The sequence below is a fragment of the Chryseobacterium edaphi genome (genome assembly GCF_025628985.1).
GTDB lineage: Bacteria > Bacteroidota > Bacteroidia > Flavobacteriales > Weeksellaceae > Chryseobacterium > Chryseobacterium edaphi.
In genome coordinates, this window is sequence record NZ_JAOTEM010000001.1 from 546,254 (window position 1) to 569,906 (window position 23,653).

At 35.1% G+C, this 23,653-nt stretch carries 15 protein-coding genes; 10 read left to right on the forward strand and 5 right to left on the reverse strand.

What is annotated here, in order from left to right; all coding sequences use genetic code 11:
• Positions 1-282: 282 nt before the first annotated feature.
• Together NZ698_RS02610 and NZ698_RS02615 are read left to right on the forward strand one after the other, a co-directional pair.
• Positions 283-1,410, forward strand: coding sequence for an HlyD family secretion protein (locus tag NZ698_RS02610; RefSeq protein ID WP_263001539.1), 1,128 nt, complete (start codon positions 283-285; stop codon positions 1,408-1,410).
• A gap of 151 nt (positions 1,411-1,561) precedes the next feature.
• Positions 1,562-3,151, forward strand: coding sequence for an MFS transporter (locus NZ698_RS02615; protein WP_263001540.1), 1,590 nt, complete (start codon positions 1,562-1,564; stop codon positions 3,149-3,151).
• A gap of 836 nt (positions 3,152-3,987) precedes the next feature.
• Here the strand turns inward: NZ698_RS02615 and NZ698_RS02620 are convergent.
• From NZ698_RS02620 to NZ698_RS02630, 3 genes are all read right to left on the reverse strand, one after another.
• Complete coding sequence (locus tag NZ698_RS02620) at positions 3,988-5,442, reverse strand: sigma 54-interacting transcriptional regulator (protein ID WP_263001541.1); 1,455 nt, start codon at positions 5,440-5,442, stop codon at positions 3,988-3,990.
• 330 nt (positions 5,443-5,772) lie between these two features.
• Complete coding sequence (locus NZ698_RS02625) at positions 5,773-6,915, reverse strand: vWA domain-containing protein (protein WP_263001542.1); 1,143 nt, start codon at positions 6,913-6,915, stop codon at positions 5,773-5,775.
• 106 nt (positions 6,916-7,021) lie between these two features.
• Complete coding sequence (locus NZ698_RS02630; protein ID WP_263001543.1) at positions 7,022-7,531, reverse strand: DUF6438 domain-containing protein; 510 nt, start codon at positions 7,529-7,531, stop codon at positions 7,022-7,024.
• Positions 7,532-7,642: 111 nt separating this feature from the next.
• Here NZ698_RS02630 and NZ698_RS02635 point away from each other — a divergent pair, with 111 nt between their 5' ends.
• Positions 7,643-8,368 (forward strand): class I SAM-dependent methyltransferase, encoded by a 726-nt coding sequence (locus NZ698_RS02635; RefSeq protein WP_263001544.1) that lies wholly within the window; start codon positions 7,643-7,645, stop codon positions 8,366-8,368.
• A gap of 17 nt (positions 8,369-8,385) precedes the next feature.
• On the opposite strand, the gene NZ698_RS02640 is transcribed toward NZ698_RS02635, so the two are convergent.
• Both NZ698_RS02640 and metG read right to left on the reverse strand, forming a co-directional pair.
• A complete protein-coding gene (locus tag NZ698_RS02640) occupies positions 8,386-9,321 on the reverse strand; it encodes a DUF8370 family protein (RefSeq protein WP_263001545.1) in 936 nt (311 codons plus the stop codon).
• 448 nt (positions 9,322-9,769) lie between these two features.
• Complete coding sequence (gene metG, locus NZ698_RS02645) at positions 9,770-11,803, reverse strand: methionine--tRNA ligase (RefSeq protein WP_263001546.1); 2,034 nt, start codon at positions 11,801-11,803, stop codon at positions 9,770-9,772.
• Positions 11,804-12,138: 335 nt separating this feature from the next.
• Between metG and NZ698_RS02650 the strand changes: the two genes are divergently transcribed.
• The 7 genes from NZ698_RS02650 (at position 12,139) to NZ698_RS02680 (ending at position 23,646) form a co-directional block, all read left to right on the forward strand.
• Positions 12,139-14,859, forward strand: coding sequence for a SusC/RagA family TonB-linked outer membrane protein (locus tag NZ698_RS02650; protein WP_263001547.1), 2,721 nt, complete (start codon positions 12,139-12,141; stop codon positions 14,857-14,859).
• 6 nt (positions 14,860-14,865) lie between these two features.
• Complete coding sequence (locus NZ698_RS02655) at positions 14,866-16,455, forward strand: RagB/SusD family nutrient uptake outer membrane protein (RefSeq protein WP_263001548.1); 1,590 nt, start codon at positions 14,866-14,868, stop codon at positions 16,453-16,455.
• A 50-nt stretch (positions 16,456-16,505) separates the two neighbouring features.
• Positions 16,506-17,555, forward strand: coding sequence for a SusE domain-containing protein (locus tag NZ698_RS02660; protein WP_263001549.1), 1,050 nt, complete (start codon positions 16,506-16,508; stop codon positions 17,553-17,555).
• Between the two features lie 106 nt (positions 17,556-17,661).
• The gene (locus NZ698_RS02665) at positions 17,662-19,821 is read left to right on the forward strand and encodes a glycoside hydrolase family 97 protein (protein ID WP_263001550.1); all 2,160 of its coding nucleotides are present in this window, start codon (positions 17,662-17,664) and stop codon (positions 19,819-19,821) included.
• Between the two features lie 226 nt (positions 19,822-20,047).
• Positions 20,048-21,034, forward strand: a complete 987-nt coding sequence (locus NZ698_RS02670) for a bile acid:sodium symporter family protein (protein ID WP_263002590.1) — start codon at positions 20,048-20,050, stop codon at positions 21,032-21,034.
• Positions 21,035-21,138: 104 nt separating this feature from the next.
• Entirely contained in the window at positions 21,139-22,989 is a 1,851-nt protein-coding gene (locus tag NZ698_RS02675) for a glycoside hydrolase family 13 protein (protein WP_263001551.1), read from the forward strand.
• A 138-nt stretch (positions 22,990-23,127) separates the two neighbouring features.
• Entirely contained in the window at positions 23,128-23,646 is a 519-nt protein-coding gene (locus tag NZ698_RS02680) for a nuclear transport factor 2 family protein (protein WP_263001552.1), read from the forward strand.
• Positions 23,647-23,653: the final 7 nt, after the last annotated feature.

Below are 23,653 nucleotides of genomic sequence, written 5' to 3' on the forward strand. Positions count from 1 at the left end.
AAAATTGTTCAAAATTACACCCTTTAGGGCTGGGGAAATAATTTTGAACAATTTTTAAATGACTAAAAGCAGTAATAGAAAAAAATAAATAAAAATAAAATCAACAAGTTGATTTTATTAAGCTTTTACGTAAGCTTCGCGAAGCAAATTTATTTGCCTTTACACTCTTAAAATTTAGCGGTTTCAAATGAAATCTTTGCGTTTAAAAAAAAGGCATTACGAAGCTCAAAACATTTAATAAAAAAACTCTCTGAACTTTATGTTCAAAAAAAAATAAAAACAATGGAAAACAAGGAACAAAATACTCAAAATACACAACCACAAGCAACGGTAAAACCTGTAGTTTCAAGTGCTGAAGTAAAGAAAAAACAAAACAGGAAAAATAAAATCAGAGCCATCATTTCAAACGTTATCGTTTTTGCGGTGATAGGTTTCGGATTGTTTTGGCTGATACGTCAGTACTTTCACATCGGCGACAAAACCTATACGGAAGCGGCTCAGGTGGAAGAATTTATCAATCCAATCAACACCAGAGTTTCGGCTTATATTAAAGAAATAAAATTCATTGAGCATCAGGAGGTGAAAAAAGGCGATACATTGGCCATTTTGGATGACCGTGAAATCATTACGCAACTCGGACAGGCGGAAGCGGCATATCAAAACGCATTGGCTCAACGTTCGGCAACTGGTTCTTCAATCAATACCGTTTCCAACAACGTCAGCGTGATGGAATCCAACATCGCAGGTGCAAAAGCAAGATTGTGGAACGCCGAACAGAATTTAGGCCGATACAAGAACCTTTTGGCAGCTGAAGCGGTGACAAGACAGCAATTTGACCAGGCCAAAACAGAATACGATGCGCAAAAAGCAACCTACGAAACCTTGGTCAATCAGAAACAGTCGGCCAACCTTTCTACAACAGAAGTTAAAAGTAAGTTAGGTATCAACGATGCTGAAATCAAAAGAACAAAAGCCGCTTTGGATATGGCGAAAATCAATCTTTCATATACAGTTATCACTGCGCCGTACGACGGTGTGATGGGAAGAAGAACAATTTCTGAAGGGCAGTTAATTCAGCCGGGACAGCAAGTTGCCACCATCGTTTTAAACAATCAAAAATGGGTCACTGCGAATTTCCTTGAAAGCCAGATGCCAAATATTAAAATCGGTGAAAAATTAATGATGACTGCCGATGCATTAGGCGGAAAAACGTTTGAAGGGAAAGTCACCGCGGTTTCAGCAGCGACAGGTTCAAGATATTCAAGCGTTCCGACGGATAACTCAACCGGTAACTTCATCAAAGTACAACAGAGAATTCCCGTAAGAATCGAGTTCACAGGTTCCAATAAAAAAGAAGATGTGGCGAAATTGAGCGCAGGGATGAATATGAATGTGAGTTTGGGGAAATAAATTCGGATGGAAGAGGGAAGCGGGATGATGGAAGTACGTGATTCCTAAAATTTCGACCTTCAGTAATAGAATTAATATTTTGTAAAAGACAAACGCAATACTGGAAAACTTCCAGCACCCATCTTCCAACTTCCAGCTAAAACAAAAAATTATGTACAACAAAGGTCTTTTCAGCGATTGGGTTCCGAAACCCGTACAGCTTCTGATGATGGTTTTACTGCTTATCGTGGTGATGCCGTTGGGAGGAGTTTACACCGGAAACATCAGTTTTATGGTGGGCGGAACCGGCGTGATGCAGGAATATTTTCTGTGGGCAAATTATGCCACCACCATTGGGATGGGAGCGTGTATGCCTGTGGTTTTAAGAATGAAAATGCGGTTCAAAGTCCGTGATAAAATTGTGATGTTATTGGTGCTTCTCGGTGCATTAAGTTATATCAATGCAACAACTTTAGAACCGATGGTTATCGTGATGACCTCTTTGGTTATTGGATTTTTGAAAATGATGATTACCATCGAATTATTTTTACCATTAATGGCAATGCTGGGCGGACGTGGGATTTTTTACGGCGTTTTCTACACATTTGTTTTGATATTAAATCAGGTCTCCGCGTATTATGCCGTGGAAGTTTCAATACTGTACAACTTCCAGCAGTTCTTTATTTTGGCAGCGGTTTTGTGTTTCGTCCTGGCATTATTGTGTTGGGTTCTGATGCACGATAAATATTTCGCTTTAAAAGTTCCGTTGCATTACATCGATTGGCTCAGCGTCATTCTGTTTGTATCAACGTTTATGTTTTCCGCGTACGTATTTTCGTTTGGAAAACAGCAGGATTGGCTTAATTCCAAAAACATCATCAACGCAAGCATCGTCGCATTTGTGAGTTTTGCTTTGTTGGCCATCCGTCAGTTGACGTTGAAGAGACCGTATATTTCATTTCATATTTTCACCAAAAGCAATGTGCTCAACGGACTGTTTATGCTCCTGTGGCTGGGAATGTTTTTGGGAACAACATCGCTTCAAAACATCTATTCCGTCGGAGTTTTGGGCTACGACCAACTGACGAATGCCAAACTGAATGTGATGATGACGCCCGGATTATTTCTAGCCGGAGTGATTGCTGTATTTTGGTTTAAAAAAGAAAGACCGCTGAAAATGTTCATCTTTTCAGGTTTTGCAGCAATGACGGCTTATGCCATCATTATGTACTTTTCAATGGTGCTGGAATTCAATTATGAAAGCTGGTACTTACCGATGTTCCTGAAAGGCTACGGAATGTGCTCGCTCTTCATCTCGGTCTGGTATTACACCTTAGACAAACTGGAACTCAACGAAATGCTGGCTGCCATCGGATTGGTTTTGGTATGGCGAACCTTCCTCGCGGTGGGATTTTTCTCAGCCCTGTTTTCGTGGTTTCAGTATCAGTTTCAAATCGTCAGTTTAGGAGATTTGGCAGTCTATATGGACGGAATGACCATCACGCCTCAAACGGTTGCCACCAATCTGAAAACCATTCAGCTCAACGCCATCATCTCTGCCAACAAAAAGATATTTGGCTATATTATTGTTGCCGGTTTCGGGGTGATGCTCTATGTAATTACCCATCATTTCGGAAAACGTACAGAATATTTAAGAGTCATCAGAATCCTCAACGGAAAATCGGTCATCGCCAGACGCCGATCCCGTGAAAGAAAAAAATTAGAAGAAGACCTCAAAGGCGCTGCTGGTCCCGCTTTATAAAGAAACCTTGTTTTTCACTCGTAAAGTCTCGTTTTGATTTCAAAGCGGGGCTTTACTTTTTAAAAAATCACCCATTACCTATTACCCAAATTTTCGGGAGCTTAATCCCGCTAAGAATTTATGCTGAGCTTGTCGAAGTACTATATCTTTTTTGGGATCGTCTCCTCTTCGTTCCGCCAATCCCAAAAAAGGATGCCGTTTCTATCGGGGCTAAGTAAATGGTTTGTCCATAGATATTGGTTTTGGAAAATTGACTATTGTCTATTCATTTTAAGATGCGCATTTTAAAACCATTCGTCAAAAATCCTTTCAGAATTTTCGCCACCCATCGATAGGACTGAATGATGTATTATGCAGTGTTGGCAGGATTATAATTTCAAATCGTTTAAGCTTTCAAAAGCAAAAAGGTTTGGTTTTTATCACAAAAAGTAAAAAGAGGTAAAGAATCGATAAAAGCAACAATGATAACCCTCAAAAGTAAGAAATGCCCGGCCAGAAAGGTGCCTGCACCCGTGCAAAGAACTTTCCGGAAGGCGGGAAAGCCTGTCGCACCCTAGTAATGAACTTTTCGGAAGGTGGGAAAGTCTGTCGCACCTTAGTAACGAATTTTCCGGAAGGTGGGAAGATTTTGGTAATCGGGTAGTGTCACTTTTTATCATAAGTGGTAGTGATTTGTAAAGATTATTGCTACGATTGAAATTAAAATAAATAGTACAATGAAAAGCAATATTCGATGAGAATCTGTGCCGTTCTTCCCAAAAAAGAGTATGATTGATATCAAACAAAAATCCCCTGAAGCAATTCAGGGGATTAATTATTTTAAAATGACACCTATTCTAATTCCTCAAATACTGCCCAATATCCGTAGAATCAAAAGTATAAGCATTAGAATTTTCAGACTTATCTAATTTTTTGCTGATGGTCAATGCCCATAAAACCAATTCTTTGCAGAAGTTTTGATCTTCTTCATTCAACTCAGAAGCATTTTCTTCAATAACGGTTGTCAGAGGCGTAATGCTGTTGAGTTTGCTGTAGAATTCTTCGTCGGTATCGGTGTAGTTCAGCTCCAAATGATTTTTGTTGAACCATTTAATTAAATCGGTGTAAGGAGTTTTAATACCTTCTTTTTCTAGTTTAGAAATTCGTGGGAAAATACTTTCAAACTGTACTATTACGGCTTTATCGATCAATATTTTCGCAACATAATCTGCACCTTCCTGTTCGCCTTCATACACCAATTCAATTTTCCCGGTAATCGATGGAATGATCGACATAAAATCCAGCAAACGAACGGTGGTTTTTGATGCATCTGTTTCTATTAAACGTAATTTCGCTGCGGCAACTAGGTTTTCCATAGCACTGATCGTCAGTCTCGCACTGACGCCACTTTTTGCATCTACATATTCGCTGTCACGTGCTGCGAAAGCTACTTCTTCTAAAAGGTTTTTCGCTAAATCAGGAATTTGAATCTGTGCTTTATCTTCCGTTGAAACCTGCGCTTCCTGCTCGGTAATCTGTTTTGCTAAGGCAATTGTTTTTGGATAATGCGTAAAGATCTGTGACCCGATTCTGTCTTTCAAAGGTGTCACGATGCTCCCACGGTTGGTGTAATCTTCAGGGTTTGCGGTAAACACAAATTGGATATCCAAAGGCATTCTTAATTGAAATCCTCGAATCTGAATATCACCTTCCTGTAAAATATTAAACAGAGAAACCTGAATTCTTGCCTGTAAATCAGGTAATTCATTCAACACAAAAATTGAACGGTTTGCTCTTGGAATCATTCCATAGTGCAAAACTCTTTCATCGGAGTAGGGAAGTTTTAATGTTGCAGCTTTTATGGGATCGATGTCTCCAATCAAATCGGCAACATTTACATCGGGAGTTGCCAGTTTTTCAAAGAAACGGTTTGAACGGTGAACCCACGAAATTGGAGTTTCGTCGCCTAATTCTTCGATCAGATCTCTTGCAAATTTTGAAATCGGCTGAAACGGACTGTCATTGATTTCAGAACCTTTTACAATCGGCATATATTCATCCAAAAGATTGACCATGCTTCTTGCGATTCTCGTTTTTGCCTGTCCACGCAAACCTAATAAATTGATGTGATGTCCTGCCAAAATTGCTTTTTTCAACTGTGGAACTACAGAATCTTCATAACCCCAAAGTCCCTCAAATACAGGTTCTTTTGCTTTGATTTTTGCAATTAAATTTGCCTGAATTTCCTGATTGATGGTTTTATCGGTATATCCTGATTGTTTTAATTCTTTAAATGTTGTATCGTTTTTCATTTCTTTTAATAATGTAATTTTTAATTGAAAGTTTGAGCTTTGAGTAAAATATTTTAACGCAAGGTGCGCAAAGGTTTTTTTACTACTAACTATTTTATTCTAAGTCCGCAAAGGCGTTTCACTCAGCAAAGGGATTTTTTAATTCTAATTGTGTTTGGAACACGAATCTCGCAGCCCGACTTGAACGGAGCTCTTTTTGTGAGGAGGCACGACGAGCAAAAAAGCGGGAGTGGAAGGCGGAAATAGCTGCCATAAAAAAATAAATTGCTATTCGACGTAGTCAAAAGCTGCCCAAATTATTATTAAATTAAACTTTTGCCTTGGCTCTTCCTAAATCCTCTTAATTCTGTTTTTCTCATAATCCTCAAAAATCATCTGTCCCAAACCTGAAAGTCCTGTGAGAAAAGCTTTTCCTTTATTTTGTGCGGTGAAAGCATTCACAAACTGACGAAGATAAGGATCTTGCGCAATCATAAATGTAGTGATTGGAATTTTCAATTTCCTTGCCTGAGTCGCTTTGTTGAGACATTCGGTCACGATTCTTTGGTCGAGTCCTACGCTGTTCATGTAATATTCACCATTGGGCAGTTTCAGACAGCTCGGTTTTCCGTCGGTGATCATAAAAATCTGCTTGTTGGTATTTCTTTTTCTACGAAGAATATCCATCGCCAATTCCAATCCAGCAACCGTGTTGGTGTGATACGGACCAACCTGCAAATAGGGAAGGTCTTTAATTTTTATCGGCCACGCTTCGTTTCCGAAAACGATGATGTCGATAGAATCTTTTGGATATTTTCGCTTAATCAATTCCACCAAAGCCATCGCCACTTTTTTGGCAGGAGTGATTCTGTCTTCACCGTACAAGATCATCGAGTGACTGATGTCTATCATCAAAACCGTGCTCATCTGAGCTTTGTGCTTGGTTTCTTCTACGATCAGGTCATCTTCGGTCATACGAAGATCTGCAATTCCGTTGTTGATCTGAGCATTTTTCAGACTTTCAGTCATGTTTACACTTGATAAATCGTCGCCGTACTGGAAATTTCTGTTATCACCATCACGTTCATCACCGACTCCGGATTTGTTGGTTCGGTGATTTCCGATTCCGCTTTTTTTAAGCTTACCAAAAATCTGGTCTAAAGCATATTCACGCAAAGCTGCTTCAAGTTTGGCGGTCAGGATGTTTTTGCCTTTTCCTGTTCCAGTATTTCCATCTTCGGAATCGTCTTCTTTTTTGATGTAGCCTCGCTTTTTGAGGTCTTCTTCAAAATCTGCAAGCGTATATTCGTCGGTGAAAATGTCATACTCTTTATCGAGCATATCGAGCCACTCAAAAGCTTCCTCAATATCGCCGGAAGTGTGGGTCAGCAAATCTTTGAACACATCAAAAACCCTGTCGAAATGCGATATTTCTTCCGGAATGTGTTTGCTGAATGTAAAACCCTGTTGAAAATTAAATTGTTTATCTGTCATGAGATGAATCTCGTTTTTAGAAAATACAAGTTAGGGAATTTTTGTAGGAATGGAGTGTTTTTAAAAATAGAAAATATGGATTGTGTCGATTTGGAAAAACATTATTTTAATAACAGTCATATTTATAATCAGTTTTAAATTTTTCACCTTTTTCATAATTTCCAGAGCAAATCTTATTGAAGAAATTAACAATATTGTTTTGAAAATCATTTGTAGGGTTAGATGTTTCATAACAAGTTTTATCACCACCTCGTTGAATGATTAATGTTATTGTAGGAGTGTCGGTAATTGAATAATTATTATAATATGTGTAATTTGGTTTTGAAACTCTACGGATCTTTTTTGTTAAATTCTGAAAAGTTAATTCATCTAATTGTCCTATAAAATATCCCATTTTTGCAGAATCTAATTCAAAATCGAAAATTGATGTTTCTTTTTTATAAACAGTTTCAGCATACAATTTAAAAGATTTATCATTATTAATTTCAAGATAGTAAGTAGGGAAAGTTCCGAAACAACCCGTTGTCTTATATATTAATTTATCAAAATTTGGAGATTCATTTGTACAGCCATAAAGTATACAAGCAAAAATTATGATTAATAATGAACTTTTCATCGTTAGATAATTTATAATTGAATTTAAATAAAATACTGCAATTCACATATTAATTATTTTCAAAATTCAATTAATTCTTAAAGATTATCTTTGCCCTCAATAAAATTCAGCATGAAAGACTTAATGGGACGCGCAATCTGGGATTATTTTCACAACGGAAATACAGAAGATCTGCAGACTGAAACTTCTATTTCCGAACTTGATGAGCTTCCGGTAGACTATCTTTTCAGAGATTTTGAGGAGATGAATAAAATCGAACAAAAAGCTTTGAAATTAGCTCAGGGGAAAGTTCTCGATATAGGAGCAGGAGCAGGTTCGCATTCATTATATCTTCAGAATGAAAGAAATTTGGATGTTACTGCTTTGGATATTTCTCCTAAATCAATTGAAGTTTGCCAATTAAGAGGAATTAAGAAAGCAGTTGCTCAGAATATGCTTGAATTTTCTGGAGAAACTTTTGATACAATTCTTCTGTTAATGAACGGAACAGGAATTTTTCAGAGCCTTAATGTGATTGATATTTACCTCAAAAAACTTCATTCATTAATAAATAAAAACGGACAGATCCTGATCGACAGCACTGATATTTTGTATATGTTTGATGTTGATGAAGATGGCGGAGTTTTGATTCCGGCAAATGGATATTATGGCGAATTAGATTATATAGTACATTATAAAGATGAGTCTGAAGACCCGATCAAATGGCTGTATCTTGATTTTAATACTTTGCAAAATGCCGCAGTAAATAATGGTTTTAAAATTGAAATGATTTTGAAGGATGAGGATTGTTATCTGGCTAAATTGACTAAAGAAACAAGGGTTATACTATCTGTATAACCCTTGTTAAAATATAGTTAGCCTACATTTTGATAATTTATGTCATAAACTATCATTTCTATTTGTTCGTCAGTTAAACAGATGATTTTCTCATGTAAATAGTCGGACTTAAAATCAACCATTAATTTTGGAAACTGATTATTCCATGAATTTAATATTTCTTTTGAATTAGGAAATTGATTTTTAACATCTTTAATCAAATGTTTACCATCTTTACCTGTTGGAGGTATTTTTTGTAGAATGCTATTATCATTAAGAACATATTCTCTAATAGCAAATCTATAAAAGCAAGAGACAATATTTTTAGAGCCGCCTTTTAATCTCACAATATTTTTTGGAATTAGAATAACTGGTTTATTATCAAAAATTGGTAATTCTACTGATTTTTTTTCCCATTCGCCAGTCTCGTAATTCCAAATATCTTTTTGCATAACTGATTTAGTTTCAATATTGTATTTTTTACATTCACTGATAGTAAAGTCAATTAAAACTTGTTTGACGATTTTTGTCGTTATGTCAGAAATTCTATCTTCACCAACCTTATCTATAAAAAATTCAATATCCTCAAGATTTGTTAAATGGCCATTTTTAGTATTAATTAAGGTTATTAACTCTTTAATAAACTTCGGTTTCAATTTATCTCCCATAGAATTGCCACTTTGTTTTTTTTCTGAAAAACCAAGGTGTGTTTCTTTCGGTTCAGCTAATCCTCTCATTAGCTTAAATGTATTACTAATGGTTCCTGTCTTTATTTCATGAATTAGTGCACTCCAATATTTTCTCAAATATTTGTCCATTGTAATGGAGATTTTATCATTATTATGAGCTATAAGTCTTGGGTCTATAAATAATAAATTATCTTTTTTCAATAAGTTTATATCTACAAAATTTAGTTGGTTTTGTTTATTCTCTAAACCAAAAATAAAAGAGAAATTATGTAAATTTGAAATCATAACTAATTTTTATTATATTTAAATTAAAAAAAATGTTAGTCAGTAGACTAACGTAAAAAGTTTACGAAAATTTAAAAAAATGTTTTGTCAGTTATAAATTTAGTTATACATTTGCAGAAGGAAAAACAAATAATGATTTATCTAGAGCATGAGATGACAAGTCTTTTGCTCATAAATCTTTGTAAAAGTATAAAAAAAAGTCGACATTGCAATAGATAAACCGAAATATTTTGTTTCGGTTTATCTATTTAATTGATTTTCAGTTAGAAAAATTTACTTGTTCCCCTTAGAATTGAAAATGTATTTGAATATTTAAAGTAACGAAGCTATTCTCAATGTTTTAAAAAAAGTTTCTTATGTGAGAGCTTTTTTAAAATACTTTTCTTAACCATTATTCAACAAAAATGGGCATCAGAAAATGCCCATTGATATATTTAAGATTCAGAAATTATCCGATTTCAATTCCGTTTTCCACCGCTTCATCAGGCGTTACAAAAGATAATTTCCCATCAGCTTTAGTTGTCAATAACAACATTCCCTGAGATTCAATACCTCTGATTTTTCTCGGAGCAAGATTTAATAAAATCATCACTTGCTTTCCGATTACTTCTTCAGCCGTAAAGCTTTCTGCTATTCCTGAAACAACCGTTCTTACATCAACACCTGTGTCAACAGTCAGTTTTAATAATTTATCTGCTTTTTCAACCTTTTCAGCAGTTAAAATGGTTGCTGTTCTTAAGTCGATTTTTGTAAAATCATCAAACTGTATTTCGTCTTTCATTGGGTTGGCTTTAGGGTTTGTTTTTTTATTGCTTTGCTTGGTGTTTTCTAATTTCTGGATTTGAAAATCAATCACATCGTCTTCAATTTTTGAGAAAAGAAGAGATGATTCGTTGATCTGATGTCCAGTTTTAATTAAGATTTTTTCATTTTTAATGTCGCTCCAATTTAATTGTGAAACATTAAACATCTTCTGTAATTTTTCTGCACTGAATGGTAAAAAAGGTTCACAAATTTGTGCTAAACCAACTGCAATTTGTGCAGCGATGAAAAGTGAATTTGCCGCCTTCTCAGGATTGTCCTTAATGGTTTTCCAAGGTTCTTCAATTTGTAAATATTGATTTCCGAATCTTGCTAAATTCATCATTGAAGTCAAAGCATTTCTGAATTCGTAGTTTTCTAAAAAGGTTTCAACTTCTGTTGCTGCCTTTGTAATTTCGTTGAGTTCATCAGCATCTTCATTTCCTGCAGGAATAATTCCAGCATAATATTTATGAATTAAAACAGCAACTCTGTTAATGAAGTTTCCAAAAATCCCAACCAATTCAGAATTGTTTTTCGTCTGAAAATCTTTCCATGTAAAGTTGTTATCTTTTGTTTCCGGAGCGGAAGAAAGCAGTGCGTAACGCAAAACATCCTGCTGTCCCGGAAATTCTTCAACATATTCGTGTGCCCAAACTGCCCAGTTTCTTGAAGTTGAAATTTTATCGTTCTCTAAATTTAAAAATTCAAAAGCAGGAACATTTTTAGGCATAATAAAATCTCCGTGAGCTTTCATCATTGCGGGGAAAATAATACAATGGAATACAATATTATCTTTTCCGATAAAGTGAACCAGATCAGATTCTTCGCTTTGCCAGTAATCTTTCCAGTCTTTCCCGTTTTTTTCTGCCCATTCTTTGGTGAAAGAAATATATCCGATCGGTGCATCAAACCAAACATACAAAACTTTTCCTTCTGCATTCGGAAGCGGAACGGGAACGCCCCAGTTCAGATCTCTAGTCATTGCACGAGGTTTTAATCCGTCATTTAACCAAGATTTTACCTGTCCGTAAACATTGGGTTTCCAGTCGTCTTTATGCCCCTCAACAATCCATTCGTTTAAGAAATCTTCATATTCATTTAAAGGTAAATACCAGTTTTTTGTATCTTTTTTAATAGGAACATTTCCGCTCAACATTGATTTTGGGTTGATCAGTTCAGACGGAGAAAGGGTAGTCCCGCATCTCTCACACTGATCACCATAAGCATTTTCATTACCACAATTCGGGCAGGTTCCTACGATATATCGGTCGGCTAAAAATTCGTTTGCCTGTTCATCAAAATATTGTTCAGAAACTTCTTCGGTAAATTTTCCTTTTTCGTAAAGCACTTTAAAGAAGTCCTGACTAGTTTCACGATGATTAGCAGATGTCGTTCTCGAATATTCATCAAATGAAATTCCTAAATCTGAGAAAGATTTTTTGATAATTTCGTGATACTTATCAACGATATCCTGTGGTGTAACTCCTTCTTTTTTAGCTCTTATGGTAATAGGAATTCCGTGCTCATCTGATCCGCAGATAAAAGCAACATCTTTTCCCAATCTTCTCTGAAATCTTGCATAAACATCTGCAGGAATATAAACCCCCGCCAAATGCCCAATATGAACCGGTCCGTTTGCGTATGGCAATGCCGCCGTAATCATCTTTTTGTTTGACATTTATAGTATAGTTTTAAGTCTGCAAAGATAAAGATTATTTGCCAAAAACACTTTCATGCAAAATCTTAATGTGAAAATTACAAAAATGAGATAAATATCCAGATATCTTGTTAAACAAACGTTTAATTTTTTACTATATGTTAACCCTATATTATGTAATGAATAATTTAATATAAACAATTGTTTTTCAATGTACTAACATGAAACAATGGATTAATTTACAAAATATTAACTTAATATTATATAATTTTATGATAATTGTAATTTTTTTTTAAATTGCAAGACTGCTTTGGCAGTTTTTATCAAACAAAAGAAACTATATAAAAATAATATTTGTGAAAAATTTTACAACCGTATTAAAAATTGCACCTGCATTTTTATTGGCAAGCTCCATGATGCACGCGCAGACACAAGACTCTACAACTAAGGAGAAAAAAATCGAGGAAGTTGTATTGATCGGGTATGGAAAGCAGAAGAAAGAGGATCTTACAGGTTCTATTACTTCGGTTTCATCTAAAGATTTTAATGGAGGAGCTACAAGTCCTGCACAGTTAATTCAGGGTAAAACTCCCGGAGTTCAAATAACAACAAACAGTGGTGCGCCAGGTGCGGGAAGCTCTATAAGAATTAGAGGAATCGGTACATTAAATGGTTCTCAGGCACCTTTGATTGTTATTGATGGAGTTCCACAAGATTTTAACGGTATTTCGGGAGCATCAGATCCGTTATCATTAATCAATCCGAATGATATTGAAACGTTTGATATTTTAAAGGATGCTTCTTCTACTGCAATTTATGGAAACAGAGCTTCTAATGGGGTTATTTTGATCACAACAAAAAAAGGTACAACAGGAAAATTTAAAATAAACTTTTCTACCCTCGCATCAGTTTCTACAAAAATGGGAAATGTAGATGTTTTGGGAGCTGATGAGTTCCGTGCCTTTGTAAATCAATATGCGACAGATCCTTATAAGGCTAAATTAGGAAATTCTGATACCAATTGGCAAGATTTAATTTATCAACAAGCGTGGGGAACAGATAATAATCTATCTTTATCTGGAGGGGTTAAGAATCTACCTTACCGTTTATCAGTTGGTTACAACGAGCAAAATGGTATTGTAAAAACAAACTCTTTCAGAAGAACTTCAGTAGGTTTAAATTTGAGCCCAAAGTACTTTGATAATCATTTGTCTTTTAATGTAAATGCTAAGGGTACTTTTACAGACAATCAGTTTCCTGCGGGTGGCGTGATCGGAAGTGCCACATATTTTGACCCAACACAACCTGTTTATTCAGGAAATTCAAATTATGGAGGTTATTACGAATGGCTTTTGAATGGAGGTTTGAACGTAAATGCTAACGCCAACCCTTTAGGGCAATTAGAAGGTACAAGAGATGTCTCTTCAGTCTGGAGATTTTTGGGAAATATTCAGGCAGATTATAAATTTCATTTTTTACCAGATTTGCACTTTAATATCAATGCGGGATATGATTATTCCAAAGGTAATGGTGCAACTAGAGTTAGTGAGTTGTATAAATCTGGTTTTGCAAACGGAGGTAGCTTCAGAGAATATTCTCAGGAGAAAAAAAATAAATTATTGGAAACGTATTTTAATTACGTGAAAAATATTACAGCTATTAATACTAACGTTGATTTGACAGCTGGATATTCTTACCAAAGTTTTGAGAATTCGGTTCCATTTGCTCCAACTTTTACTGGTAAAAATGCTCCTACTATTGGATCTGATTTTGCTTCGAAACAAGTTTTACTATCATTTTTCGGAAGGGGTATTTTTACATTTAATAACAAATATATCATTTCAGCATCTATAAGAAGAGATGGATCGTCAAAATTCTTTAATGGAACCAAAGATAATGTATGGGGAGATTTTATAGGAGTTTCAGGTGCATGGAAAATTAATGAAGAGAATTTTTTAAAAGATTCAGGAATTAGTACTTTAAAATTGAGAGCAGGATGGGGACAGACCGGGAATCAGGAGATTGGTGGTAATTATCCTGCTTTTGCAGCATATGGCATAAGTCAAGGTGGTGCGCAGTATCAATTTGGCAATCAATATTATTTCATGTATCGTCCACAAATCTACAATCCGTTACTTACATGGGAAACTACAGAAACTACAAATTTAGGATTAGACTTCGGATTTGCGAATAACAGAATATTTGGCTCTGTAGATGTTTTTGATAAAAAAGTAAAAGATTTACTTGGAAATGTACCAATTGCTGCAGGAGATTTGAGCAACTTTAATAATTTAAATGTTGGTGATATGAGAGTAAAAGGAATAGAAGCATCACTAACAGTTGTTCCTGTAAAAACAGAAAATACAAGATGGGAAGTTTCAGCTAACATAACACATTATAATTCTGAAGTTACCAAATTAATTAATGGTGCAAATGATACTTATAATGTTCAGATTGGTGCTATTTCAGGAGGTGTCGGTAATACAATTCAGGCACACGCAGTAGGTTACCAACCTTACTCTTTTTATGTCTATCAACAAGTGTATGATGCAAGTGGAAAGCCTTTAGAAGGCGTGTATGTAGATAGAAATAATGACGGTCAGATTTCTGCTTCAGATAAATATTACAGCCATTCTACACAACCTGATGCTATTTTAGGCTTTAATACGAAATTTACTCACAAAAATTTTGATATAGGATTTAGCGCAAGAGCAGTTTTAGGAAATTATGTTTACAATAATGCATCTTCAAACTCTTCCTTACAGTCTGCTTCTACTAACGAATATTTACAAAACGTATATTCTACAGCGGGACAATATCAATTCGCAACCCCACAATTGTTTTCTGATATTTATATAGAAGATGCTTCTTTCTTTAGATTGGATAACATTAATGCTGGGTACAACTTTAAAGGTATTTTTAACTCAAAGGGCAACTTAAGAGTATATGCATTATTGCAGAATGTTTTTGTAATTACAAAATATTCAGGTATTGATCCGGAAATTTTTGGAAATATTGATAATGGTTATTATCAAATGCCAAAGGTATATTCATTAGGTTTTAACTTTCAATTTTAAATTATCATGAAGAAAAATAAATATAAAATCAAAATAATAGCTGCTGTTTTTGCTGCTTCAGCTCTTTTCTCATCAATCTCTTGTGTTGATGATCTAGAACAAGTTCCTATCACTGACGTTACGTCCCTTAGTGTATTTCAGGACTTTGCAAATTATCCTTCAGCTTTAGCAAAAGTATATGGTGGTTTTGCAAATGGCGGTCAGGAAAGTAATGGTGGAAATTCTGATGTTGGAGGTATTGATGGAAACTTTTCTCAATACACAAGAATTTTGCACACATTACAATGTCTTCCTACTGATGAAGCTGTAATTGCATGGAACGATGGTACTTTACAGACAATACATAAGATGACTTGGGATTCTTCTAATGAATTTGTAAGCGGTATGTATTACAGACTTTATACTGAAATTGCATTCTGTAATGAATTTATCAGGAATACAACTGATGAAAAATTGGCATCGAATAATATTACTGGTGCAAATCTTACAGAAGCTAAATATATGCACGCTGAAGCCAGATATTTACGTGCATTAGCATATTACCATGCCTTAGATTTATTTGGAAATGTTCCTTTTGTAACTGAAAACAATTATCTTCCAGGTTCCACAACTCCTCCTCCAAGAACTACGAGAGCCGAATTATTTAATTATGTTGAATCTGAACTTTTAGCTTGTGAACAATTATTAAAAGCTCCTAAAGCTAATCAGTATGGTAGAGCAGATCAGGCAGCAGTTTGGGCATTGTTGGCAAGATTATATCTGAACTCACAAGTTTATAATAATACCAATCATTATACAGATTGTATTACATATTCTAAAAAAGTAATTTCTGCAGGTTATGGATTGAAAGGAAAATACGGAGATTTATTTTTAGCAGACAATGATAAAAATAATCCTGAATCAATTTTCACGGTCAATTTTGACGGTCAGAGAACTCAAACATCAGGAGGAACAACCTATTTGGTTCATGCTGCAGTAGGTGGTACGATGCCTGCGAATCAATTTGGTATCAATGGTGGATGGAGTGGTCTTAGAACAACTTCTTCTTATGTAGGATTGTTCAATGATAATAATGATCAAAGAAGAAATTTTTATACAAGCGGACAAAACCTTGAAATTAATGATCTAGGAAGTTTTAATGATGGTTATGCTTTCGTAAAATACAAAAATTTAACAAGTACAGGAACTGCAGGATCAGATAATTCAGGGAATTTCTGTGATGCAGATATACCAATGTTTAGATTAGCGGATGTGTACCTAATGTATGCTGAAGCAGTTCTCAGAGGAGGCTCGGGCGGTGATCCTGTCACAGCTTTAGGGTATGTAAATGCTCTAAGAACAAGAGCTGGAGCTGCGCCCGCAACTTCAATTACAACAGATTATATTCTTGACGAAAGAGGTAGAGAATTGGGATGGGAATTGACGAGAAGAACTGACCTTATAAGATACGGAAAATTCACAACAGGAACATATCTTTGGGCTTGGAAAGGTGGAGTTAAAGCAGGTAAAGCAGTAGAAAGTTTTAGAAATCTTTATCCAATCCCAGCAAAGGATATTGTTGCAAATCCTAATTTAATTCAAAATCCAGGTTATTAATTTTAAAAACGTAATTTAAAATGAAAAATTTATTAAAAATATTTAGTATCGTGTTGATAGGATTTTTGCTATCTTCTTGCGAAAAAGATGATGATATGCCTGTTTTAGGTGAAGGTACAACTCCTGTATTATCATCTAATAAATCAGCAGTTGTTTTATTAAATACTGATGCATCAAATGAAGCTGTTTTATTTAACTGGATAAATTCAGATTATGGTGTAAGCATTCAGTTGACAAATCAGTTAGAGTTTGCATTAAAAGGGACTAATTTTTCATCTCCAAAAACTATAAGTCTATCGGCTGGAGAAAAAAAATACAGTATGACAGTTAATGATCTGAACAATATGGTTCTTGCTCTTGGTGCAACTACTGTAACAGCTACAGATATTGAAATAAGATTAAAGTCTGCAATATCAACAAGAACACACTATTCTAATGTTATTTCTTTAAAAGTTACTCCTTTTATTTTAGGTCCGGTTTACACCTATACTGATTTGTATTTGATTGGTGATGCTACAGCAGGAGCTTGGGATAATACCGCTTCAAATGCCAAAATTTACCCGCTACTTAAATCTGCTACTCCTGGTATATATACATACACTGGTTTCTTTGCTCAAGGAGGTTTTAAAATGATTAAAACACCTGGAGTTTGGGATCCTCAGTACGGATTGGGATCTTCTGCAGGATTATTAAGTACAAGCGGTGGTTCTGGAAATATTACAGTTGTTGGTTCAGGATATTATAAGTTAACAATAAATACTACGGCATTAACTTATACATTTACATCTGTTGCAGCACCTACCACTACATATACGTCCATATCAATGATAGGCACAGCCTCAGGAGATTGGAATACTGATGTTGATATGCAGCAATCAACTTTTGATCCTCATGTATGGGTGAAAAAAAATGTTATGCTTAGTTCCGGAGAATTAAAGTTCAGAGCAAATCATGCTTGGACTACGAACTGGGGGGTGGCTCAACAGTATTTTGGAACAGCAGCAGTAGGAGGTGGAAATATTCCTGTTGCAACAACTTTCAATTATAATGTTTATTTTAATGATATGACTGGAGATTTTTCAGTTATACCAGTGAATTAAAAAACAAATTATAAAATTATATGTATCAAATTACATTAATTTAACAGCAAAACTGTTGCTTTACAGCAGCAGTTTTTTTATTTTTAAAGTTTATAATAAATCTAACATGAAGAAAATGACAATCGGAGCATTTTTGCTCTCAATGATGTTTGGAGTTGCTGATGCACAGTCTATAAAATCGCCGGACGGAAAATTTGAAATGGATTTCCAGTTGAAGCAGGGCGTTCCTTATTACAATCTAAAATTTAACGGGAAAACAGTAGTTGAAGATTCAAAATTGGGATTGAGAATTTTTAAAGATTCTTCTATTAAATTTGCTTCAGAAATTGCAAAACCTGAAGATGCTAAATTCGATTTAAACAGCGGATTTACAAAAACAGCGGAAAAAACAGATTCAAAAAACGAAACCTGGCAGCCGGTTTTAGGTGAAAAGAAAAATTATATCAATAATTATAATGAATTGGCGGTTACGCTGAATCAGGCAAGTACTGACAGAAGCATCATTGTTAAATTCAGATTGTTTAATGACGGGTTAGGATTCAGATATGAATTTCCTCAGCAGAAAAATCTGAACTATTTCGTAATCCGTGAAGAAGATTCTGAAATCGATTTTCCTTCAGACATGAAAGCATGGTGGATGGTTGCAGACTACGATTCTCAAGAATATCAATATCAGGAAACCAAAGTTTCTGAAATTCCTGGAAGATGGGCAAAAGCTGCAGATGCCAATGCTTCTCAGACTTTAATCAAAAATGCAGTTCAGTCTCCACTGATGCTGAAAGTAGAAGGAAAAGAACCTTTATATATCAATGTTGCGGAAGCGGCGGTTTTGGATTATCCGGCTTCTCACCTTGAGGTAGATGCTCAGAATTTTAAATTCAAAACCCATCTTACAGCCGACAGACAAGGCGCAAAAGGATATATGCAGACTCCGATGGTGACACCTTGGAGAACCATTATTGTAGCTCCGAAAGCTGAAGATGTAATGGCTTCAAAAATGATTTTTAATCTTAACGAGCCTACAAAATATACCGACACATCTTACATTCACCCTACAAAGTACATGGGAGTTTGGTGGGAAATGATCATAGGAAAATCTCAGTGGGCATACGGACAACCCGAATCTAATGTGCGTCTTGGGGAAACTGATTTTGCAAAACTGAAACCCAACGGAAATCATGGGGCCAACAATACAAAAGTGAAAGATTATATCGACTTTGCTTCTGAGAATGGTTTTCAGGCACTCTTAATTGAAGGCTGGAATATTGGTTGGGAAGATTGGTTCGGTCGCTCAAAAGAATATGTTTTTGATTTCATTACTCCATATCCGGATTTTGATATCAAAATGTTAAACGAATATGCTCATTCTAAAGGAATTAAGTTGATTATGCACCACGAAACTTCAGGTTCTGCAACGAACTATGAAAGATGGTCTGATAAAGCATTCCAGTTGATGAATAAATATGGTTATGACGCTGTGAAAACAGGTTATGTAGGTGATGTGATTCCAAGAGGAGAGCACCATTATTCACAATGGATGATCAATCATTATTACAGAATTGTGGAAAAAGCCAATGAGTACAAAGTAATGGTTAACTCCCACGAATCGGTTCGTCCTACAGGTGAAAGCCGTACTTATCCAAACTACATTTCTGCTGAAGCAGCTCGTGGAACAGAGTACGAAGCTTTTGGAGGAAACAATCCTGATCATCAGACGATTCTTCCGTTTACAAGGTGGATGGGAGGTTCTATGGATTACACACCGGGAATTTTCCAGACAAAATTAGATTACTATTTCCCTGGAGATAAGCGTTTTGTGAAAACTACTTTAGCAAAACAGCTGGCTCTTTATGTAACGATGTACATGCCGCTTCAGATGGCTGCAGATTTACCTGAAAACTACAAAAAGCATATGGATGCTTTCCAGTTTATCAAAGATGTAGCAGCAGATTGGGACGATACAAAAATTTTATCTGCTGAACCGGGAGATTACGTTGTTACGGCAAGAAAAGCAAAAGGTACAGAAAACTGGTTTGTTGGCGGAATTACCGACGAAAACAAACGCGAGTACACCGTAGATTTCTCTTTCTTAGACAAAGGCAAAAAATATGAAGCAACAATCTATGAAGATGGAAAAGATGCTGATTATATCGATAATCCTCAAAGCTACAATATCTACAAAAAGCAGATTACAAGCAAGTCGAAAATTCCTTTCAAAATGGTACGAAGTGGTGGTTTTGCCATCACGATCAAACCTGTGAAATAGTAATTTAAGTTTGAGATACGAGATTGAGTCTGTTTTTCAGGAGCTATTTCCCGCTCTCCACTATATCTTTTTTGTTCTCGGGCTTTCAGCCCAAAAACAAAAAAGGATGCCGTTTCGATCAGGGCTAGGAAAGACTGCCTATTTATAAAACTTTGTCAGGGTTTAAAAGCTCTGACAAAGTTTTTTTTTGTAAATTGAATTTTTAAAATTCTTACCGATGAAGTTGATGGCGACGGTATTCAACAAGCAGAATATTTTTCTGCTCCTGTTGATCGTAATGGTCTTGATGGCAAAACTAATTCCTTTTCACGAATCTTATAAACAGTATTTTAATCTAGCCGGTTTTATCGATTGGGGAATAGCCGGGATTTTCCTTCTGTACGGATTAAAATTAAACTTGAAAGAAGTTGTAAAAGACGTTTCCAATTGGAAATTGCATCTTCTGATACAGTCAGGAACATTTATCATTTTCCCGTTATTGGTTTTGGTTTTTTATCCTTTTATCAAAGATTCGGAGTATTATAACATTTGGCTTTCAGTATTTTTTCTGGCAAGTCTGCCTTCAACGGTTTCATCTTCCGTGGTAATGGTTTCTATTGCAAAAGGGAATGTAACTTCAGCAATTTTCAACGCTTCCATTTCTGGACTGATCGGGATTGTGATGACTCCGCTTTTGATGAGCTTTTTCCTGAATTCAAACTCAGAAACCGGAAATCAGAGTGAAATTATTCAGCAGCTTTTAATCAAAGTTTTACTTCCGATTGTTCTGGGAGTTTTATTAAATCCTTTTCTGAAAAAATGGGTGACAAAATATTCAAACATCATCGCAGAATTCGATAGACTGATTATTCTTTTAATTGTTTATGAAAGCTTCTCAACGGCATTTATAGAAAATATTTTTGTTTCTGTTCCGTCAATTGTTTTTCTTGTATTGGCGTTAAGTGTTGTGTTTTTATTTTTCACAGTTTATTATCTCTTGAAATTCATTGCAACAAAATTAAAATTTAAACCAAAAGATATCATTACTACAACATTTTGCGGTTCAAAAAAATCTCTCGTTCACGGAAGTCTTTTCCTGCTGGTTTTAGGAATTCCTAATGATAAGAAAGTACTTTTTCTACTTCCTGTCATGATTTATCATAGTTTTCAGCTTTTCTATGTAAGTTGGCTCGCAAATAAAATTGCAAAAAGAATGAAGGATGTTGAGGTGTGAAAAATATATTTGATTATCTTTAAATTTAAGAATTTTATTTTCAGAAATAATTATTACAAAACGTTTTGATGTGTAATAATAATTGCACGCTAATTTTAAAAAAAATGAAAAAAATATACACGATTTTTGCTTTTTCGGCCGCTTCGATAGCGTTTGCTCAAATTCAGAAAGTAGAACCCGCCTTTTGGTGGAAAGGAATGAAAAATCCTGAACTTCAGATTTTAGTTTATGGAAAAGATATTGCTAAAGGTGAAGTAGAACTTTCAGACGGAGTTCAGATTAAAGATATTCAGAAAGTCGAAAATCCGAATTACGTTTTTGTGACAATTAACACAAACGAAATCAATGTTCCGAAGTTTAAAATCAATATTAAAAACGGTAAAAAAAATATTGGTTCTTACACTTACGAACTGAAACAAAGAGATCCGAATTCTGCAAACAGAGAATCTTTTACCTCAAAAGATGTAATGTATCTCATCATGCCTGATCGTTTTGCAAACGGCGACGAGAAAAACGATTCAAAACCGGATTTAACTGAAAAAGCAAACAGAACACTTCCAAACGGACGTCACGGAGGAGATTTACGAGGAATTATCAATAATCTTGATTATATTCAAAATCTCGGCGCAACTTCAGTTTGGTTAACACCTGTAAACGAAGACAACGAAAAAGTGTATTCCTATCACGGTTATGCTCAGACTGATTTATATAAAATCGACGGTCGCTACGGAACCAATGAAGAATACAAAGAACTTTCTCAAAAATTAAATAAAAGAAATATGAAATTGGTGATGGATTACGTGACCAATCACTGGGGAATTTCTCATTGGCTCATCAAAGATTTACCAACAAAAGACTGGATCCATCTGTTTAGTGAGGAAAAAAATGGTTTTAAAAGATCCAACTATAAAACAACCACTCAGTTTGACACCAATGCATCGGAAATTGACAAAAAAGTGGCTCTGGACGGATGGTTTGATACCACAATGCCCGACATCAATCAAAAAAATCCTTTGGTTTTAAAATATTTAACACAAAATGCAATTTGGTGGATTGAATATGCCGAATTAGGTGGTTTGCGTGTCGATACTTATCCCTACAATGATAAAGAAGCTATGGCAAAATGGGCAAAAGCGATCACCGACGAATATCCGAAATTCAATATTGTTGGAGAGACCTGGTTGAATACTGCAGGTCACATTTCAGCTTGGCAGAAAGATTCGAAAACTGGTGAAGCGGCAAATTACAATTCATATCTTCCCTCTGTAATGGATTTTATGCTGTACGATGAACTTCCGAAAGCCATCAAAGAAAAAGAAGGCTGGAATAATGGGATGAACAGGATCTACAACAGTTTTACCAACGATTTCCTTTATCCGGACATCAATAACGTCATGGTATTCTTTGAAAATCACGATACCGAAAGATGGAATGAAATTTTTAATAATGATCCTAAAGCCTACAAATTAGGTTTAACATTAATTTCAACCGTGCGAGGAATTCCTCAAATTTATTACGGTTCCGAAGTCGGAATGAGAGGTGATAAAAATAAGGGAGGCGATGCAGATATACGAAGAGATTTTCCAGGTGGCTGGAAATCTGATCAGCAAAATGCTTTAAATCCTTTAACTCAAACACCAGAGCAGAAAGAATTTTATCAATTTACCCAGAAATTATTAAACTGGAGAAAAGGAAAAGACGTCATTCATACCGGGAAAACTAAAAATTTCGTTCCTCAGAATAATGTTTTTGTGTACTTTAGATACAACGAAAAAGAAAACGTAATGGTGATTCTGAACAACAGTGAAAAAGAGGAAACATTAGATTTAAAACATTTCGCAGAATCTTTGGCGGGTGTTTCAAAAGGAAAAGAAGCGATTTCTGATAAAGAAATTTCTTTAAAAAACAGCTTGATGATACCTGCAAAAACTTCGATGATCATTGAATTAAAGTAAATAGAACAAGTTTCAAACTTCTCTTTTTGAACTTTGCTGAGTGAAACGCCTTTGCGAACTTAAAAAAGTTTAGTAGTAGAAAGAAAAACTTTGCGCTCTTTGCGTTAAAAATAAAATTTTAAAAGATCAAATTTAAATATGAAAAAAACTACAATATTCTTCACTTTAATCTTATTAGTATTGAGCTTTACAACAATTTCAGCTCAGTCGAAATTTGAAAAGGAAAAAACAGAAATCGGGAAAATGCTCGATGCTTTCAATGTTGCCGCTGCAAAAGCAGATTACAAAACTTATTTTGATTTTTTCGCTGAAGAATCAACCTTCATTGGAACAGATGCTACTGAAGTCTGGAACAAAAAAGAATTCATGATCTGGGCAAAACCACATTTCGATAAAAAGAAAACCTGGAATTTCACATCATTAAAAAGAAACATTTACTTCAGCAAAGATGGAAAACTGGCTTGGTTTGATGAATTATTAGATACCCAAATGAAAATCTGCCGTGGTTCCGGAGTTTTAGAAAAAATCAACGGAGTTTGGAAAGTAAAACAATATGTACTTTCTGTAACCGTTCCGAATGAAATTATAGATAAAGTAGTAGTGGAGAAAACTCCAATAGAAGATGCTCTCATTGAAAAATTAAAAATAAAAAAATAAAAAAACA

What these genes read in the sequence shown, in the direction of transcription:
- NZ698_RS02610 (WP_263001539.1), top strand. Translation starts at nt 283, where the DNA reads ATGGAAAACAAGGAACAAAATACTCAAAATACACAACCACAAGCAACG.
- NZ698_RS02615 (WP_263001540.1), top strand. Translation starts at nt 1,562, where the DNA reads ATGTACAACAAAGGTCTTTTCAGCGATTGGGTTCCGAAACCCGTACAG.
- NZ698_RS02620 (WP_263001541.1), bottom strand. Translation starts at nt 5,442, where the DNA reads ATGAAAAACGATACAACATTTAAAGAATTAAAACAATCAGGATATACC.
- NZ698_RS02625 (WP_263001542.1), bottom strand. Translation starts at nt 6,915, where the DNA reads ATGACAGATAAACAATTTAATTTTCAACAGGGTTTTACATTCAGCAAA.
- NZ698_RS02630 (WP_263001543.1), bottom strand. Translation starts at nt 7,531, where the DNA reads ATGAAAAGTTCATTATTAATCATAATTTTTGCTTGTATACTTTATGGC.
- NZ698_RS02635 (WP_263001544.1), top strand. Translation starts at nt 7,643, where the DNA reads ATGAAAGACTTAATGGGACGCGCAATCTGGGATTATTTTCACAACGGA.
- NZ698_RS02640 (WP_263001545.1), bottom strand. Translation starts at nt 9,321, where the DNA reads ATGATTTCAAATTTACATAATTTCTCTTTTATTTTTGGTTTAGAGAAT.
- metG (WP_263001546.1), bottom strand. Translation starts at nt 11,803, where the DNA reads ATGTCAAACAAAAAGATGATTACGGCGGCATTGCCATACGCAAACGGA.
- NZ698_RS02655 (WP_263001548.1), top strand. Translation starts at nt 14,866, where the DNA reads ATGAAGAAAAATAAATATAAAATCAAAATAATAGCTGCTGTTTTTGCT.
- NZ698_RS02665 (WP_263001550.1), top strand. Translation starts at nt 17,662, where the DNA reads ATGAAGAAAATGACAATCGGAGCATTTTTGCTCTCAATGATGTTTGGA.
- NZ698_RS02670 (WP_263002590.1), top strand. Translation starts at nt 20,048, where the DNA reads ATGGCGACGGTATTCAACAAGCAGAATATTTTTCTGCTCCTGTTGATC.
- NZ698_RS02675 (WP_263001551.1), top strand. Translation starts at nt 21,139, where the DNA reads ATGAAAAAAATATACACGATTTTTGCTTTTTCGGCCGCTTCGATAGCG.
- NZ698_RS02680 (WP_263001552.1), top strand. Translation starts at nt 23,128, where the DNA reads ATGAAAAAAACTACAATATTCTTCACTTTAATCTTATTAGTATTGAGC.